The sequence below is a fragment of the Agrobacterium sp. K11 genome, from assembly GCF_059429395.1.
Map to the genome: position 1 here is coordinate 310,959 of NZ_JCAHRB010000009.1, position 14,654 is coordinate 325,612.

The following is a 14,654-nucleotide window of genomic DNA, read 5'->3' on the forward strand; positions in this document are numbered from 1 at the left end:
GGCATACTCCGTTTAACGGGGAGGACAGGCTGGACTGGGATTGATCCAGCAATTGCCGCCGCGTTAACACAGCTTGCCATATTAATAAACAGCGGGGACGCGGAACGGCGAAAACTATGGCGGTTTTTGCCTGAAACTCGCCAGGAATCCTCTACGCCTTGCGTTCGATGATCCAGCGGATTTCCCGAGTATTCGCCAGATTGAATGGCAACTCGATCTGCTGCGAAGGCCGCATGCCGGATGCATCCGCCATAAAAACATCCTCGGTCACGAAAAGCTCCAGTCCCGGCGCCGAAAACAGCCAGGTGGTTCCATCCGCTGCCTCAAGATAAACCGACTCCTCGTCCTGTTGGTATAGCTGGATGTGGGGGTGGATATGGAACCGCGATACCGCCGATATGGATTGCAATTGCGCCTTCACCACATTCTCGTCGGCCCGAAGCAGATCACGGCCCTTTATCTTCGTACCGGCAACATTCAGCTCAATTTCCCGATCGTGATAGCAACCGAAATTCTGCAAATAACCGTCATGCGACGCCCACAGGACATCATTGCCATTTGCATCCGTTCCGCGGCGGCTCTCCACCTGACTGACACCGGAAACCATGATCGGCCCGAGCAGTCTCGAGCGGGAAAGTCTGCAAGACGACGTGTCGGCGAGCGTGACCGTTGAATGGGCCGCCGTCGAGCGGCTCGCTCGCTGATATTCGGGTGCTGCGTTTTTCGGGAAGCCCGAATTGACGATGAACCGGCTCTTGCCACAGGACATCTCAAAGGACAGGCAGCCCGAATGGGCGTTACGCGAAAGCTCCGCGGAGCCTGGATGACCAGTATCGACGATGATGACCGTCTCATCGGTTGCAAGACGATGATAATTGACATCCGGCAGCATTTTGGACGGCCGGCCGGCTGTCTCATCGTAACGAAGTACCGACACAAGTTCATTGGCAAGCGTGGCGGTGGCGCCATTGAACAGCGCCAGATCGCCGCCCTGATGGCGGAAAAACCGGATGGCCGGAAACATCCTGTCAATCGCCGGCACCAGCCCCGAGGGCAGATCGTGACCGAGATTGATGTAGCTTTGCCTAAGCGGCAAAAGATCGAGCAGCAAATCCAGCATGACCCTCGGATTGCGGGAAACATGCCCGCCATCTGGAAGAATCTGGCGTTCCATTTCCTGCGCCAGCTTCATTCCGTGCCGAGTAATATGGGAAAGGCGGGTCGGCATGGCGATGGACGCGACGGCCAGCGCAATCCTGATCCGCAGCCTCGCTTCGCCATCCGGCGCATGTTTGACGATCCTGTCGAGATAACGCACGTGAAACGCAAGACTTTTCAGGAAACGACGATAAAAACCCGCATCGGCCTCATGTAAAACGACGGGAGAATGGGACAGCCAGGCAATCAGCCTCTGTGCCGCGATCTCCGGAGACCAGGCAATCCCCGCAACCCGCTTGCCGTGAATAGTCATCCATTCGGCGACGATACGGCGCGCCCGCTTGCTTGCCTCACTCGATCTATCGGAACGGATATGCCGCAGCCAGCCAAATGCATGCAGCCGCTCTTCAAAAACCAGCGAAGGATAGTCCACCTGAAATGGCGATAGACCGCCGGTTTCGACGACGCGGCCGGCGAGCGCAATCCGGCCCCGCAGCAATTCCTCGGCAAAATACGGATCGATTGCCCTCAGATCAGTCGGCGCCGCCACCAGACCATCGGGAACGCGATTGGCAAACCGGGATATGCGCAGGCGCAAAGGAGCAAGGCCCACACACAGATGACGATACGCCATCCGCGAGAGAAGACCGGCGGCATTGATGCTGCCTGCAAAGGACCCTGACAAGCTGTGTTTCCCGTTTCACATGTTTTGTTTTTATGAGTGAACCGTGATGATCGGAACGTATCGGCAATTATCCAATGATTCGCGGAAGCTTGGCTTTTTTCTACTTCTTACGCAAGACACTGCTAAAAAACCCGTCGATGCCGCCGAGCATATCCGGCGTTGTACGAAGATCGCCTTCGGCAGTGACGGCGGCTTCCATTCCTGGCCAATCGTCCTTGCGAACGGCAACACGCTCGAAGTCCGGGTTTTCCGCCAGGACCTTTGCAATCATCGCTTCCCCTTCAGAGGGATCGAGCGAGCAATTGGAAAACACCACAATGCCGCCAGCTCCCACCAGCGTGAGCGCGTGTCGCAACATCTGTCCCTGAAGAGCGGCAAGCTTGGCAATATCATTCTCGTCCTTCGTCCAGCAGACATCGGGATGTTTACGCAACGTGCCGGTAGACGAGCAGGGGGCATCCAGAAGAACGGCGTCGAAAAGCTGTTCCGGCTGGTACTTCAGCATATTGGCTTCAACGGTTTCGGCGTGAAGACCAAGCCGGTCGAGATTTTCCCTGAGGCGGCGAAGACGATTGCCGGACTGGTCCAGGGCAGTCACCTTCGCGCCGGCAAGCGCGAGCTGGGCAGTCTTGCCGCCCGGAGCTGCACAGAGATCGGCAACACGTTTTCCGGAAATATCGCCCATCAGCTTCACAGGCATGCTGGCCGCGAGATCCTGAACCCACCAGGCACCCTCGGCAAAGCCTTCAAGCGAGGGAATCTGGCCTTCAAATTCACCGAGACGGACACTGCCATTTGGCAAAACCGTACCGCCCAGCTTTTCCGCCCAGACAGCCGGATCCTTCTTCACCGTGAGATCGATGGAAGAGGGCGTCAGCTGCGCTTCGGAAATCCGTTTGGCAACCTCATCTCCATAAGCCGAAACAAGCCGAGCGTAGAACCAGTCCGGCAGCACGGGCACATCCGCGATCGCCTTTTCGATTTCTGCTTTTTCCCGGCCCAATCGCCTGAGGACGGCATTCACCAGCTTGGCAAAACGTCTGTTGCGCGGATCGCGGTGTGCCTGTTCCACGGCAAGATCGACCGCAGAATGATCGGGGACATCGAGGTGAAGCACTTGCGCTGCACCAACGACAAGGACGTGATGAAGCGACCGGGCGCCCTGCGGCAACGGTCCGTCAAGCAGCATCGACAAGGCGGCTTCGATACGCGGAAGGTGGCGAAGCGCGCTGTTGACGATCGCTCTCACCAGCGCCCGGTCCGCAAGGGATAGCGCGCGATAGACGGGATTGCCGTTTTCGCTGTCCAGCATACCGTCCAGCGAGGTTTTCTTTTCCAGCACGGCCGCCAGAATGCGGGTTGCGGCAACGCGTGCAGCAAGGCCGGGTTTATCCTGGAAAGACGAAGGGCCGTCTTCGCGGCCCCTTGCATGGTCCTGTCCCGGTTTTTTAGACCGCGACGGCTTATTTTGAGTATCGGATGTCAAGACCACGGTCCCTTGCGCTCGTTTTCTTTGCCTCGTCCCCAGCCCGTATTGGGAACGGAGCCTGATTTGCGCTGAGGTCTATCACCCGATGGCGTTCGCGTCGATCCTCGCGGGGAAAACTCCTGCGCCATGGCGTGAAGTGCCGCCACCCGGTTTTCCGTATTCGGATGCGTAGAAAACAGGTTGTCCATGCGCTCACCGGACAGGGGATTGATGATGAACATATGCGCCGTCGCCGGGTTACGCTCCGCATCCTCATTATGAATGCTCTGCGCCATGCCCGAAATTTTCTGCAGTGCCGAAGCGAGCCAGAGCGGATTGCCGCAAATTTCCGCTCCCCGCCGGTCGGCAGAATATTCTCGCGTACGGCTAATGGCCATCTGCACCAGCATCGCGGCGAGCGGCGCCACGATCATCGCAACCAGTACGCCGATAAAGCCCAGCGGATTATTGTTGTTTTCACGATTGCCACCAAAGAAAAACGCGAAGTTGCCGAGCATCGAGATGGCGCCTGCCAGCGTCGCGGTCACAGTCATCGTTAGCGTATCTCGGTTCTGCACATGGGCCAGCTCATGCGCCATGACACCAGCCACTTCTTCAGGGGTGAGGCGCTCCAGCAGGCCCGTCGAGGCGGCGACAGCGGCATTCTGCGGGTTTCTTCCCGTCGCGAAGGCGTTCGGCTGCGGGCTGTCATAAATATAAACCTTGGGCATCGGAAGATCGGCATTATGCGAGAGATCGCGGATCATGTGGAAAAATTCAGGCGCATTCGCCTCATCGATCTCGCGTGCACGATAGGCCGACAGGACCATCTTGTCCGAATTCCAGTAGGAGAAAAGATTCATACCAGCGGCAATAAGCAAGGCAATCATCATGCCGCCCTTACCGCCGATCAGAAAACCGACACCCATGAACAATGCCGTCATGAAGGCCAGAAGCATTGCCGTGCGCATCATGTTCATATGTCAAATTCTCCTTGTTACCACTCAGGAAATATTCCGGGGTTTATAAAGCCCATCTGTTTATATAATCTGGTGAACGGCAAACATATTTCAATATCCCGTCATAGGGAGGATTACTCATGCAGGATGCGGATAATGACAACGGCGCAGAAATGCTCAAGCGGCTTTCGCCGGCGGCGGAACGTGCGTTGAAGGAAGCGGAAGAACGGCGCAAACAACAGGCGGATCTTCAATTGCCGCAGGAAACCGGCGGTCGCGGCGGCGCGGAACCTGTTCGTTTCGGTGACTACGAAATAAACGGCCGCGCTATCGACTTTTGAGCACCACAGCATAAAAATACCCGCTAAACGCGGGTATTTTATCAATTAAAACCGATACTTGCTTATTTTTGCTCTAGAAGGCGGCACACGGCTTCCAGCTGCTCTAGCGTGCGGTATCCGATGCGGATTTGTCCCGATCCGCCTTTGTGGCTGATCTTCACGTCCAGACCGAGAGCATCCGAGAGGCTGCGTTCAAGCGCGACCGTATCGGAATCCTTCTCAGGCGAAGGCCGCTTCTCCAAAACGTCACCCTGCGACTTGATGTCGTTTTGCGCCAGGCGCTCGGCATCACGCACCGAAAGACCCTTGGAAACGATAGTCCGAGCCAGACCTGACGGATCGGAAGTGGAAACAAGTGCGCGCGCATGGCCAGCGGAAAGCGAACCATCCGCCAACATGTCCCGAACCGGATCGGGAAGTTTCAAAAGACGAAGGCTGTTTGCAACATGGCTTCGGCTCTTGCCGATGATTTCACCGAGGTCGTTCTGAGTGTAGCCATGTTCGGCGATCAACTGCTCATAGCCCATCGCTTCTTCAAGCGGATTGAGATCGGAACGCTGGACGTTTTCGACGATAGCCAGCTCCAGAGCCGTTCGGTCGTCTACATCCCGAACGATGACAGGAACGTCCGTAAAACCGGCCAGCTGTGCCGCGCGCCAGCGCCGTTCACCAGCGATTATCTCGTAGCGGTTGACGCCAATCGTTCGCACGACCACAGGCTGAACAATCCCGTGCTGACGAATGGACGAGGCAAGATCCTGCAACTCATTTTCGTCAAAGTGTCGACGTGGGTTTCTCTGGCTGCGAGCGATGAACTCGATCGGGATGGCGCGATCCGCACTAACGGCGCGCTGCGGTTCACCCACCGGCACAGGCTGATCCATTTCGCCGATCAACGCCGCGAGACCGCGTCCGAGTCGACGCTTGGAAAGATCATCACTCATAAGATATTACTCCATATACTCCGGCAAAACGTCAGGCCGCCTTGCGCAGACGCTCTCTCTGGATCACTTCGGAAGCCAATTGCAAATAAGCCTGGCTGCCAGCGCATTTCAGATCATAAAGAATTGCCGGTTTACCATAAGACGGCGCTTCGGAAACCCGAACATTGCGCGGAATGAGAGTGTGGTAAACCTTTTCTCCCAGATGCATCCGCACATCGGAAACCACCTGCTGCGCAAGATTGTTGCGCGCATCGAACATCGTGAGAACGATACCCTGAATATCAAGCTGCGGATTGACGGAGCCGCGTATCTGGCTAACCGTATCCAGCAGCTGACTGAGGCCTTCCAGCGCAAAGAACTCGCACTGCAACGGTACCAGCACCGAATGGGCGGCGGTCATGGCATTCATCGTCAAAAGATTAAAAGAGGGCGGGCAATCTACCAAAATATAGGAATAGTCTCTGGCTTCCTGCGTCTCCATGGCGGTACGCAACAGAAAGACGCGGTTGGCAACATTCGCAACCTGCATCTCAAAGCCCAGAAGATCCATCGTTGACGGGACGATATCGAGGTTCGGAACTGCTGTCGGAACCGCAACTTCGGCAACGTTATGATCACCCACCAGAAGATCATAGGAAGAAAGCTTGCGCTCTTTGCGGTCGATTCCCAAACCTGTGCTGGCATTACCCTGCGGATCAAGATCAATGATCAGCACCCGCTCACCAATAGCCGCCAATGCAGTAGCCAGATTGATGGCCGTCGTTGTTTTGCCAACGCCACCCTTCTGGTTTGCGACTGCGATAATCCGGTTTTTTTCAGAAGTCATACCGCACCTGACCAGCTCGTCAGTGCCTCTTAGTGAGGTTACTGATTTCAAGAACAACAGAATCTGCCTCAATGGCACTCTGGTGTTTTATCAGATCAAACTGCCAGCGGCCATGCGCTTTCTGCAGTTCGGATTCATAATCCCTGCCTTTATTGAAATATGCCCTGAGATTTGGATTATTCTGCGCCCACGGGTAAATATATTCGAAAAGTAAATTCATCTCGGCGAGGGCTCTCGCCGAAACCGCATCGCAATTTTCAACGGTTTCAGGCGCTTTTTCAATTCTGACTGGATGAACCGCGCCTCTTGCGCCGGTTTCCTTCAGCGCAATTCGCAAAAACGCAGCCTTTTTATTGTTGCTCTCTACCAGATCGACCCAACCATCACCCAGTTCCGCGAGAAAAATCGCTGTAATGACGCCCGGAAAACCGCCGCCGCTTCCCAGATCAATCCATTTTTGCGGTTGAGGGGCGAGCTGAAATATCTGTGCACTGTCCGCCACATGCCGGCTCCAGAGCTCAGTGAGAGTCGAAGGCGCAACCAGATTTGTGGTTTTGTTCCACTTCTTGAAAAGCTCGACGAAATGTTCGAGCCTCTCCTGTGTTTCACGTGAAACACTCTGGCCGTTTATCTTCATGGTCCGACTCGCTATTGGTGCATGCGCAATTTTTCACTTCCTGATGCGGAGCCTTTCCGCAGAAGTGCGAGAAGCAGCGATATCGCAGCAGGTGTCATACCGTCAACACGCGCAGCCTGGGCAATGTTCTCTGGACGTGCCTTTTCCAGCTTTTGTTTCAGTTCGTTGGAGAGACCGGACAAAGACTGAAAATCGAAATCATTGGGAATTTTTCTGTCTTCATCGCGCTTGATATCGACAATATCCGCGCTTTGGCGCTGCATATAGACAGCGTAACTCGCTTCTATTTCCAAAACCTCAGCGACCTTGGTATTAAGCGCCCGTAGTTCCGGCCAATGAGCGGTAAGAGTTTCCATTGTGATATCGGGGTAGGCGAGCATTTCATAAACCGAACGACGCTGACCGTCCTGGTTGAGTTTCAATCCCTGTTTAGCAGCCTGGGAGGGACTGATGGAAATGCTCTTCATCAGCTCGCGACCCCGATCCAGATCGGAGATAAAATCTGCGAAGCGTTTTTGGCGGTCATGCCCGATAATGCCGGCCATCTGACCAATAGGTGTAAGTCGCAGATCAGCGTTGTCAACGCGAAGTGAAAGCCGATATTCGGCTCTTGACGTAAACATGCGATAGGGTTCGCTGACACCCTTGGAGGTGAGATCGTCGATCATCACACCGATATAGGATTCGGTACGACTGAAATGGATAGGGTCTGCGTCGCCTGCATATAGCGACGCATTCAATCCGGCAACCAGACCCTGGGCACCTGCCTCTTCATAACCCGTCGTGCCATTGATCTGCCCTGCCAGGAACAATCCCGGAATTTTCCGGCATTCCAGAGAAGGCTTCAGCTCACGCGGATCGACATAGTCATATTCAATCGCGTAGCCGGGCTGAATGATGTTGACTTGCTCAAGGCCGGGGATGGTGCGGATAAACTGCTCCTGAACTGAGGCAGGAAGCGACGTCGAAATTCCATTTGGATAAATTGTGTGGTCATCAAGGCCTTCTGGTTCCAGAAATATCTGATGACCGTCCCGTTCACCGAAGCGTGTAATCTTGTCTTCAATCGACGGACAATAGCGCGGACCAACACCCTCGATCTGTCCCGAATACATCGCTGACAGATGAATATTATCCTGAATGATCTTGTGTCCGGCCGGCGTCGTTCGGGTTACGCCGCATTCGATCTGTGGATTGACAATGCGATCCGTCATAAAGGAGAACGGAACGGGATCTTCATCGGCCGCTTGCCGATCCACGCCTTCCCAATCGATCGTGCGACCATCAAGACGGGCAGGGGTGCCAGTCTTCAATCGCCCCATGGCAAGGCCGAGGCGGGCAAGTGTTTCGGAAAGACCGACAGACGGCTTTTCACCAACACGGCCTGCGGGAATCTTTTCGGAGCCGATATGAATAAGGCCGCGTAGAAAAGTGCCGCTCGTCAACACAACAGCACCACAAGGAATCCGGCTACCGTTTGCCATGATTACGGCGGAGACCTTATCATCCGCCATTTCAATATCGAAAGCATCACCCTCAATAATAGTCAGGTTTTCAATCGTATTGATTTCCCGCTGCATTGCCTCGCGATAAAGCCGCCGATCAGCCTGCGTGCGCGGCCCGCGGACGGCGGGGCCTTTTTTGCGATTGAGCATACGGAATTGAATTCCCGCTGCATCAGCAACCCGGCCCATCAAACCGTCCAGCGCATCTATTTCGCGGACCAGGTGTCCCTTACCGAGACCACCGATTGCCGGGTTACAGGACATCACCCCAATAGTCTCTCGCTTATGGGTAACGAGAGCGGTTTTAGCGCCATGTCGCGCAGCGGCCGCCGCAGCTTCGCTGCCGGCATGTCCACCACCGATAACAATGACATCAAATGACTGGTGCATATCTCCGCGCCTTATCCCAAATCATCGGCTTTGCCGTATTGGCCACCAATGTTTCACGTGAATCATTTTCCTATGCAGAATTCCGAGAAGATCACGCCTAGCAAATCTTCCACATCGACGCGGCCAGTAATGCGTCCAAGCGATGTTGCTGCGAGTCTCAAATATTCCGACCTTATCGCAAGGTCCATGGTCTCGGAATTGAGCGCATCACTAACATAGTTCAGCGTCTCTTCAAGTCGTTTTTTGTGCCGGGCGCGGGCAGGGACCAATGTCTGTGCAACACCAACCCTGCTTTCAATCTCTCGCTTGATCAATAGACGCAATTCGTCGAGACCGACGCCTTCCCTGGCGGAGATGGCGAGATCAAAAACAGCGTCAACTGTAGAAGAGGAAATCGCGGTTTTTGTCCGTAGATGCAAATGGCGAGCATTTTCCAGCGAAATGATCGATTGTTTCGGAGTCGAATCGTTATCTTGCAATACCAAAATAAAATCCGCGGTTTCCGCTGTCAGAACGGCCCGCCTTACGCCTTCCTTTTCGACCACATCCTGCGTCTCCCGAATTCCGGCCGTATCGAATATGCGGACCAGGTAACCGTCGAGATTAATATCGACGCTCAGCACGTCTCTGGTCGTACCAGCAATGTCAGTGACAATAGCAACGTCACGGCCGCTCAGAGCATTAAGAAGCGTGGACTTGCCAGCGTTAGGCTCTCCTACCAGCGCCACCTTGAACCCGTCACGAATAATCTCACTGCTTCCGCCGTTCTGGAGATGGCTGGTGATTTCGCTATGAAGTTGCATCATCGTGTCCCACACCTGCGCGGCAACTGAATCCGGCACATCTTCCTCGTCGGCGAAATCCAGCTCCGCCTCGATCAGGGCGCGAGCACGCGTCAACCGGCCTGCCCAGCCATCGTAGAGCGCTGACAGCTTACCAGTGCTCTGCTCAACCGCCAGCCGCCGCTGCATCTCCGTTTCAGCCTGCAGCAGATCCGCCAGACCTTCAATTTCGAGAAGATCCATCTTCCCGTTTTCAAACGCGCGGCGGGAGAACTCGCCGGCATCCGCCGGCCGAAATCCTTCGAGCAGTTCGAGCTCGGCAAAAATTGATGCGACAACCGCACGGCTGCCGTGGCTGTGGATTTCGATGCAGTTCTCACCCGTAAAGGAATTGGGTCCAGGGAAAACGACCATCAGCGCCTGGTCGATGATCTCATTGTTTCGGTTTCGAATCGAACACAAAACCGCCTGCCGCGGTGCGGGAAGGTCACGACCGGTCAACGTCACAAAGGCTTCGAACGCGCCGGGCCCACTGATCCTGATAATTGCGACGCCGGCCGGCAATGCTCCACTGGAGAGCGCATAAATGGTATCGGCGGAAGCTGGCATCATTCACCTCGGTTAAAACAGTCAAGCCGCATCCGAATGAACGGATGCGGCTTTAAAGCTTTGTCGATGGGACCGGTAAAACTCCGGATCAGGTATTCATCGATTCGAAGAAATCCGAATTGGTCTTGGTCTGCTTCAACTTGTCGATCAGGAACTCGATGGCATCCATCGTTCCCATCGGCGCGAGAATGCGGCGAAGCACGAAAATCTTCTGGAGATCCTGACGCGGCACGAGCAGGTCTTCCTTACGTGTACCGGACTTGAGAATATCGAGCGCCGGGAAGATACGCTTGTCAGCGACCTTACGGTCAAGCACGATTTCCGAGTTACCCGTACCCTTGAATTCTTCAAAGATGACTTCGTCCATGCGGCTGCCGGTGTCGATCAGCGCGGTCGCGATAATCGTCAGCGAACCACCTTCTTCGATGTTACGTGCGGCACCGAAGAAACGCTTCGGCCGCTGCAGCGCGTTGGCATCCACACCACCGGTCAGGACCTTGCCGGAAGACGGAACGACCGTGTTATAAGCTCGGCCGAGGCGGGTGATGGAATCGAGCAGGATAACGACGTCGCGGCCATGTTCGACAAGGCGCTTCGCCTTTTCGATGACCATTTCGGCCACCTGGACGTGGCGTACAGCTGGTTCGTCGAAGGTTGACGACACCACCTCACCCTTGACCGAGCGCTGCATGTCGGTGACTTCTTCCGGACGTTCGTCGATCAGAAGAACGATCAGGTAACATTCCGGATGGTTAGCCGTGATGGAATGCGCGATGTTCTGCAAGAGAACAGTTTTACCGGTACGCGGCGGCGCGACGATCAATCCACGCTGGCCCTTGCCAAGTGGCGCGACCAGATCGATCACACGCGACGACAGATCCTTCGATGTCGGAAGCTCCAGCTCCATCTTGAACCGCTCATTCGGATAAAGCGGCGTCAGGTTATCGAAGTGAACCTTGTGACGGATCTTTTCAGGATCGTCAAAGTTGATCGTGTTGACCTTGAGAAGCGCGAAATAACGTTCGCCTTCCTTGGGTCCACGGATCGGCCCCTCGACAGTATCGCCGGTCTTCAGAGAGAAACGGCGAATTTGCGAGGGCGAAATGTAGATATCGTCCGGACCCGGCAGATAATTTGCATTTGCGGACCGTAGAAAACCGAAACCGTCCTGCAGGACTTCAACGACGCCTTCGCCGATAATTTCGATGTCCTGGCTCGCGAGAACCTTGAGGATTGCGAACATAAGCTCCTGCTTGCGCATGGTGCTCGCATTTTCAACTTCCAGGGATTCAGCAAAAGTTAGCAAGTCGGTAGGCGATTTGCTCTTAAGTTCCTGAAGCTTCATTTCAGCCATGAAGGAAAGACCGTTTGATAATGTAATGTCGGGGGAGGGCGTGTTCGCGAATCAGATGCTGAGGGAGAAGCCGCAGATGACTGAATAATTCACATGCCACGAGATGAGTGGTCCGAAAATAGCGATTGAATAGGGCTACTGCAAGAGGAAAGCACGAATTCCGCGAAATTTATCGTTGCGACCTCTTAACCGAAGGGTTTCACAACCACAAGTATGACTATGAGGATCATCAGTACCGTCGGAACCTCGTTCATCAACCGCCAGTGACGGGCAGGCCTGATATTTTCATCCCGGGCGAACCGTTTGGCACTGCGGGTGAAATAGACGTGGGCGATGGTTAGTAGCACCACCAGTGCGATTTTCGCATGTAGCCAGCCGCCGGAAAAACCATAAACCGACCATGCGAGATAAAGCCCCAATATCCAGCTTATCATCATCGCCGGGTTCATGATGACCTTGATCAACCGCTGTTCCATCACCTTGAAGGTTTCGGATTGCTGCGAACCGGTGGGTGCATCTGTGTGGTAAATGAACAGGCGCGGCAGGTAAAAAATCGCCGCCATCCAGGAAATCACCGCGATGATATGAAGCGCCTTGATCCACAGATAGAGATCGGCCGGATCGGCGTAAAACAACAAAGCGACAAAAGCGGCAAAGACACCGAGCGCCATACCTGCGCGAAGGGCAGCCCTGTTTCCTGAGCGGGCGGAGGTCTGCTTCTCGCCGCTCATGCCCCGGCTCCGCCGGCACGCACCCGCTGCACCAGCCTTGCAACGTTTTCCGGATCGGCCTGCGGCGTGATGCCATGGCCGAGATTGAAGATCAGCGGGCCCTGTCCCAGAGCCTGCAGCACAGCGTCGATACCGTCCTCCAGAGCCTTGCCACCCGCCACCATCAGCATGGGGTCCAGATTGCCCTGTACCGGGCCTTCCTTCTGCAAGTCCCTTGCGAAACCGAGTGGCACCGACCAGTCGAGGCCGATGGCGTCTGCGCCTGTTTTGCGGCGATAATCCTTCAAAAGATAACCGGCCCCCTTGGCAAAGGCGATGATCTTCGCGGAGGGGCGGCGAGCGCGCACCGAAGCGATGATACGGGCGACGGGTTTTACCGCATATTCCTCGAATTCCTTCTCGCCGAGCACCCCGGCCCAGGAATCGAAAATCTGCACCGCATCGGCCCCGGCATCAATCTGCGCCACAAGGTAGTCGGCGGAAACCTCAGCCAGCAAGGCAAGAAGCTTTTCCATGGCTGCCGGCTCCCGATAACCGAACAACCGCGCCGGCGCCTGATCAGGCGTTCCGTGGCCGGCAATCATGTAGGTTGCAACCGTCCAGGGCGCACCGCAAAAACCGAGAAGCGTCGTCTCATCCGGTAAGGTCTGGCGCAAGCGTGAGACGGTTTCGAAAACGGGCGAAAGATGCGCAATGACATTGCTCGCATCCAGCCTGTCAATGCCATCCGCGTCGATCGGATCCATGGCCGGACCCTTTCCCTCGCTGAAGGAAACATTGCGATCAAGCCCATCCGGTATCACCAGAATATCGGAAAAGAGGATAGCTGCATCAAGACCGAACCGGCGAATGGGCTGAAGGGTCACTTCGGTTGCCAGTTCGGGATTATAACAGAGATCGAGGAAACTGCCGGCGTTCTTTCGCGTTTCCCTGTACTCCGGAAGGTAACGCCCTGCCTGCCGCATCAGCCATATGGGCGGAGGTGTGACCGTCTGCCCGTTCAACACCTTTAAAACCTTACGCTCGCTCATGCCACCCAACTTCCAAAAAATAAAATCTAAGAGATTTAAAAGATTTTCTATTTCTTAGAGTCGGTGAGTAGCAAGGATTAAAATCTTTCCAGTCGATATGCCGCAGTCGGGTGTAAGCGCCAAGACCTGAACACGGCATTTCATCGCTTCATCGCAATAAATGGGATAATAGATATTTATATAATATTTTCAGAGATTTAAGTTATATCCTCCGGAGCCGTTGCCTGTGGATCATCTGTGGACAGTTTTGAACAAGTTCAGAGTTTCCAGACAATTCACAGGCATGCCTGATAGCAAGGACGCCACTTGCGGATTGTGGAAAAAACCCACTTTATCCACGAGGCGGCTCGGCCCGCGGAACAATTCGGAAGTTTGTCCCGGTTTATCAACAGCGAGAGAAAAACAGCGTGGAGAACAAAAAAAGTTTCTTCCATTTGCACCTGATTTCGGACTCAACCGGAGAGACTCTCATGTCGGCCGGTCGTGCCGTCTCGGCGCAGTTCCACGCTTCGATGCCGGTGGAACATGTTTATCCGATGATCAGGAACCAGAAGCAGCTCGCCCAGGTGGTGGATCTGATCGACAAGGAACCGGGCATCGTTCTTTATACGATCGTGGATCAGCAGCTGGCCGAGTTCCTGGATTTGCGCTGTCACGCGATCGGGGTGCCCTGCGTCAACGTCCTCGAGCCGATCATCGGCATTTTCCAGACCTATCTCGGCGCACCTTCGAGACGGCGGGTCGGGGCGCAGCACGCGCTGAACGCGGATTATTTCGCGCGGATCGAAGCGCTCAATTTTGCGATGGACCATGATGACGGGCAAATGCCGGAAAGCTATGACGAAGCCGATATCGTCATCATTGGGATCAGTCGAACGTCGAAAACACCGACAAGCATCTATCTCGCCAACAGAGGCATAAAGACCGCCAATATACCGGTCGTTCCAAACGTGCCGTTGCCGGAAAGCCTTTATGCTGCCACCCGTCCCTTGATCGTTGGTCTCGTCGCGACATCGGACCGCATATCGCAGGTACGTGAAAACCGGGAACTCGGCACGACCGGCGGATTTGACAGCGGGCGCTACACGGATCGCGCTACCATCATGGAAGAGCTGAAATATGCGCGTGCGCTCTGTGCCCGTAACAATTGGCCGCTGATCGATGTTACACGCCGCTCCATAGAGGAAACGGCCGCGGCAATCCTTGCCCTTCGCCCGAGGACACGATAATCCGG

At 55.0% G+C, this 14,654-nt stretch carries 13 protein-coding genes; 2 read left to right on the forward strand and 11 right to left on the reverse strand.

The annotated features are described in order from the left end of the window. Positions 1–151 precede the first annotated feature (151 nt). The 3 genes from AC5SEO_RS18020 to htpX form a co-directional block, all read right to left on the reverse strand. Positions 152–1,792, reverse strand: a complete 1,641-nt coding sequence (locus AC5SEO_RS18020) for a heparinase II/III family protein (RefSeq protein ID WP_076845212.1) — start codon at positions 1,790–1,792, stop codon at positions 152–154. 151 nt (positions 1,793–1,943) lie between these two features. Further along, the gene (locus AC5SEO_RS18025; RefSeq protein ID WP_495363905.1) at positions 1,944–3,329 is read right to left on the reverse strand and encodes an RsmB/NOP family class I SAM-dependent RNA methyltransferase; all 1,386 of its coding nucleotides are present in this window, start codon (positions 3,327–3,329) and stop codon (positions 1,944–1,946) included. Then, positions 3,326–4,291, reverse strand: coding sequence for a zinc metalloprotease HtpX (htpX, locus tag AC5SEO_RS18030; protein ID WP_065662925.1), 966 nt, complete (start codon positions 4,289–4,291; stop codon positions 3,326–3,328). Before htpX ends, AC5SEO_RS18025 begins: the two co-directional genes overlap by 4 nt. Before the next feature lie 119 nt (positions 4,292–4,410). Between htpX and AC5SEO_RS18035 the strand changes: the two genes are divergently transcribed. Then, on the forward strand, positions 4,411–4,611 hold the full coding sequence (locus tag AC5SEO_RS18035) for a DUF1674 domain-containing protein (RefSeq protein WP_003516384.1): 201 nt from the start codon (positions 4,411–4,413) through the stop codon (positions 4,609–4,611). Positions 4,612–4,673: 62 nt separating this feature from the next. On the opposite strand, the gene AC5SEO_RS18040 is transcribed toward AC5SEO_RS18035, so the two are convergent. From AC5SEO_RS18040 to hemE, 8 genes are all read right to left on the reverse strand, one after another. Beyond that, a complete protein-coding gene (locus tag AC5SEO_RS18040) occupies positions 4,674–5,555 on the reverse strand; it encodes a ParB/RepB/Spo0J family partition protein (protein ID WP_003516383.1) in 882 nt (293 codons plus the stop codon). A gap of 31 nt (positions 5,556–5,586) precedes the next feature. After that, positions 5,587–6,381 carry a ParA family protein gene (locus AC5SEO_RS18045; protein WP_003516382.1) on the reverse strand — a complete coding sequence of 265 codons (795 nt, stop codon included), beginning with the start codon at positions 6,379–6,381 and terminating at the stop codon, positions 5,587–5,589. Positions 6,382–6,400: 19 nt separating this feature from the next. Further along, positions 6,401–7,018: a 16S rRNA (guanine(527)-N(7))-methyltransferase RsmG gene (gene rsmG, locus AC5SEO_RS18050; RefSeq protein ID WP_174068695.1), complete on the reverse strand. Its 618-nt coding sequence runs from the start codon at positions 7,016–7,018 to the stop codon at positions 6,401–6,403. A gap of 11 nt (positions 7,019–7,029) precedes the next feature. Then, complete coding sequence (gene mnmG / locus AC5SEO_RS18055; RefSeq protein WP_174068696.1) at positions 7,030–8,913, reverse strand: tRNA uridine-5-carboxymethylaminomethyl(34) synthesis enzyme MnmG; 1,884 nt, start codon at positions 8,911–8,913, stop codon at positions 7,030–7,032. Between the two features lie 62 nt (positions 8,914–8,975). Continuing rightward, positions 8,976–10,307, reverse strand: coding sequence for a tRNA uridine-5-carboxymethylaminomethyl(34) synthesis GTPase MnmE (mnmE, locus tag AC5SEO_RS18060; protein WP_035252361.1), 1,332 nt, complete (start codon positions 10,305–10,307; stop codon positions 8,976–8,978). A gap of 85 nt (positions 10,308–10,392) precedes the next feature. Continuing rightward, positions 10,393–11,658, reverse strand: a complete 1,266-nt coding sequence (gene rho, locus AC5SEO_RS18065; RefSeq protein WP_013637014.1) for a transcription termination factor Rho — start codon at positions 11,656–11,658, stop codon at positions 10,393–10,395. Between the two features lie 185 nt (positions 11,659–11,843). Next, entirely contained in the window at positions 11,844–12,389 is a 546-nt protein-coding gene (gene hemJ / locus AC5SEO_RS18070; protein WP_026330887.1) for a protoporphyrinogen oxidase HemJ, read from the reverse strand. After that, on the reverse strand, positions 12,386–13,420 hold the full coding sequence (hemE, locus tag AC5SEO_RS18075; RefSeq protein ID WP_111802466.1) for a uroporphyrinogen decarboxylase: 1,035 nt from the start codon (positions 13,418–13,420) through the stop codon (positions 12,386–12,388). The genes hemJ and hemE overlap by 4 nt, the downstream gene beginning before the upstream one ends. A 407-nt stretch (positions 13,421–13,827) precedes the next feature. On the opposite strand from hemE, the gene AC5SEO_RS18080 reads away from it, so the two are divergent. Beyond that, positions 13,828–14,649 (forward strand): pyruvate, water dikinase regulatory protein, encoded by an 822-nt coding sequence (locus AC5SEO_RS18080; protein WP_003516369.1) that lies wholly within the window; start codon positions 13,828–13,830, stop codon positions 14,647–14,649. Positions 14,650–14,654: the final 5 nt, after the last annotated feature.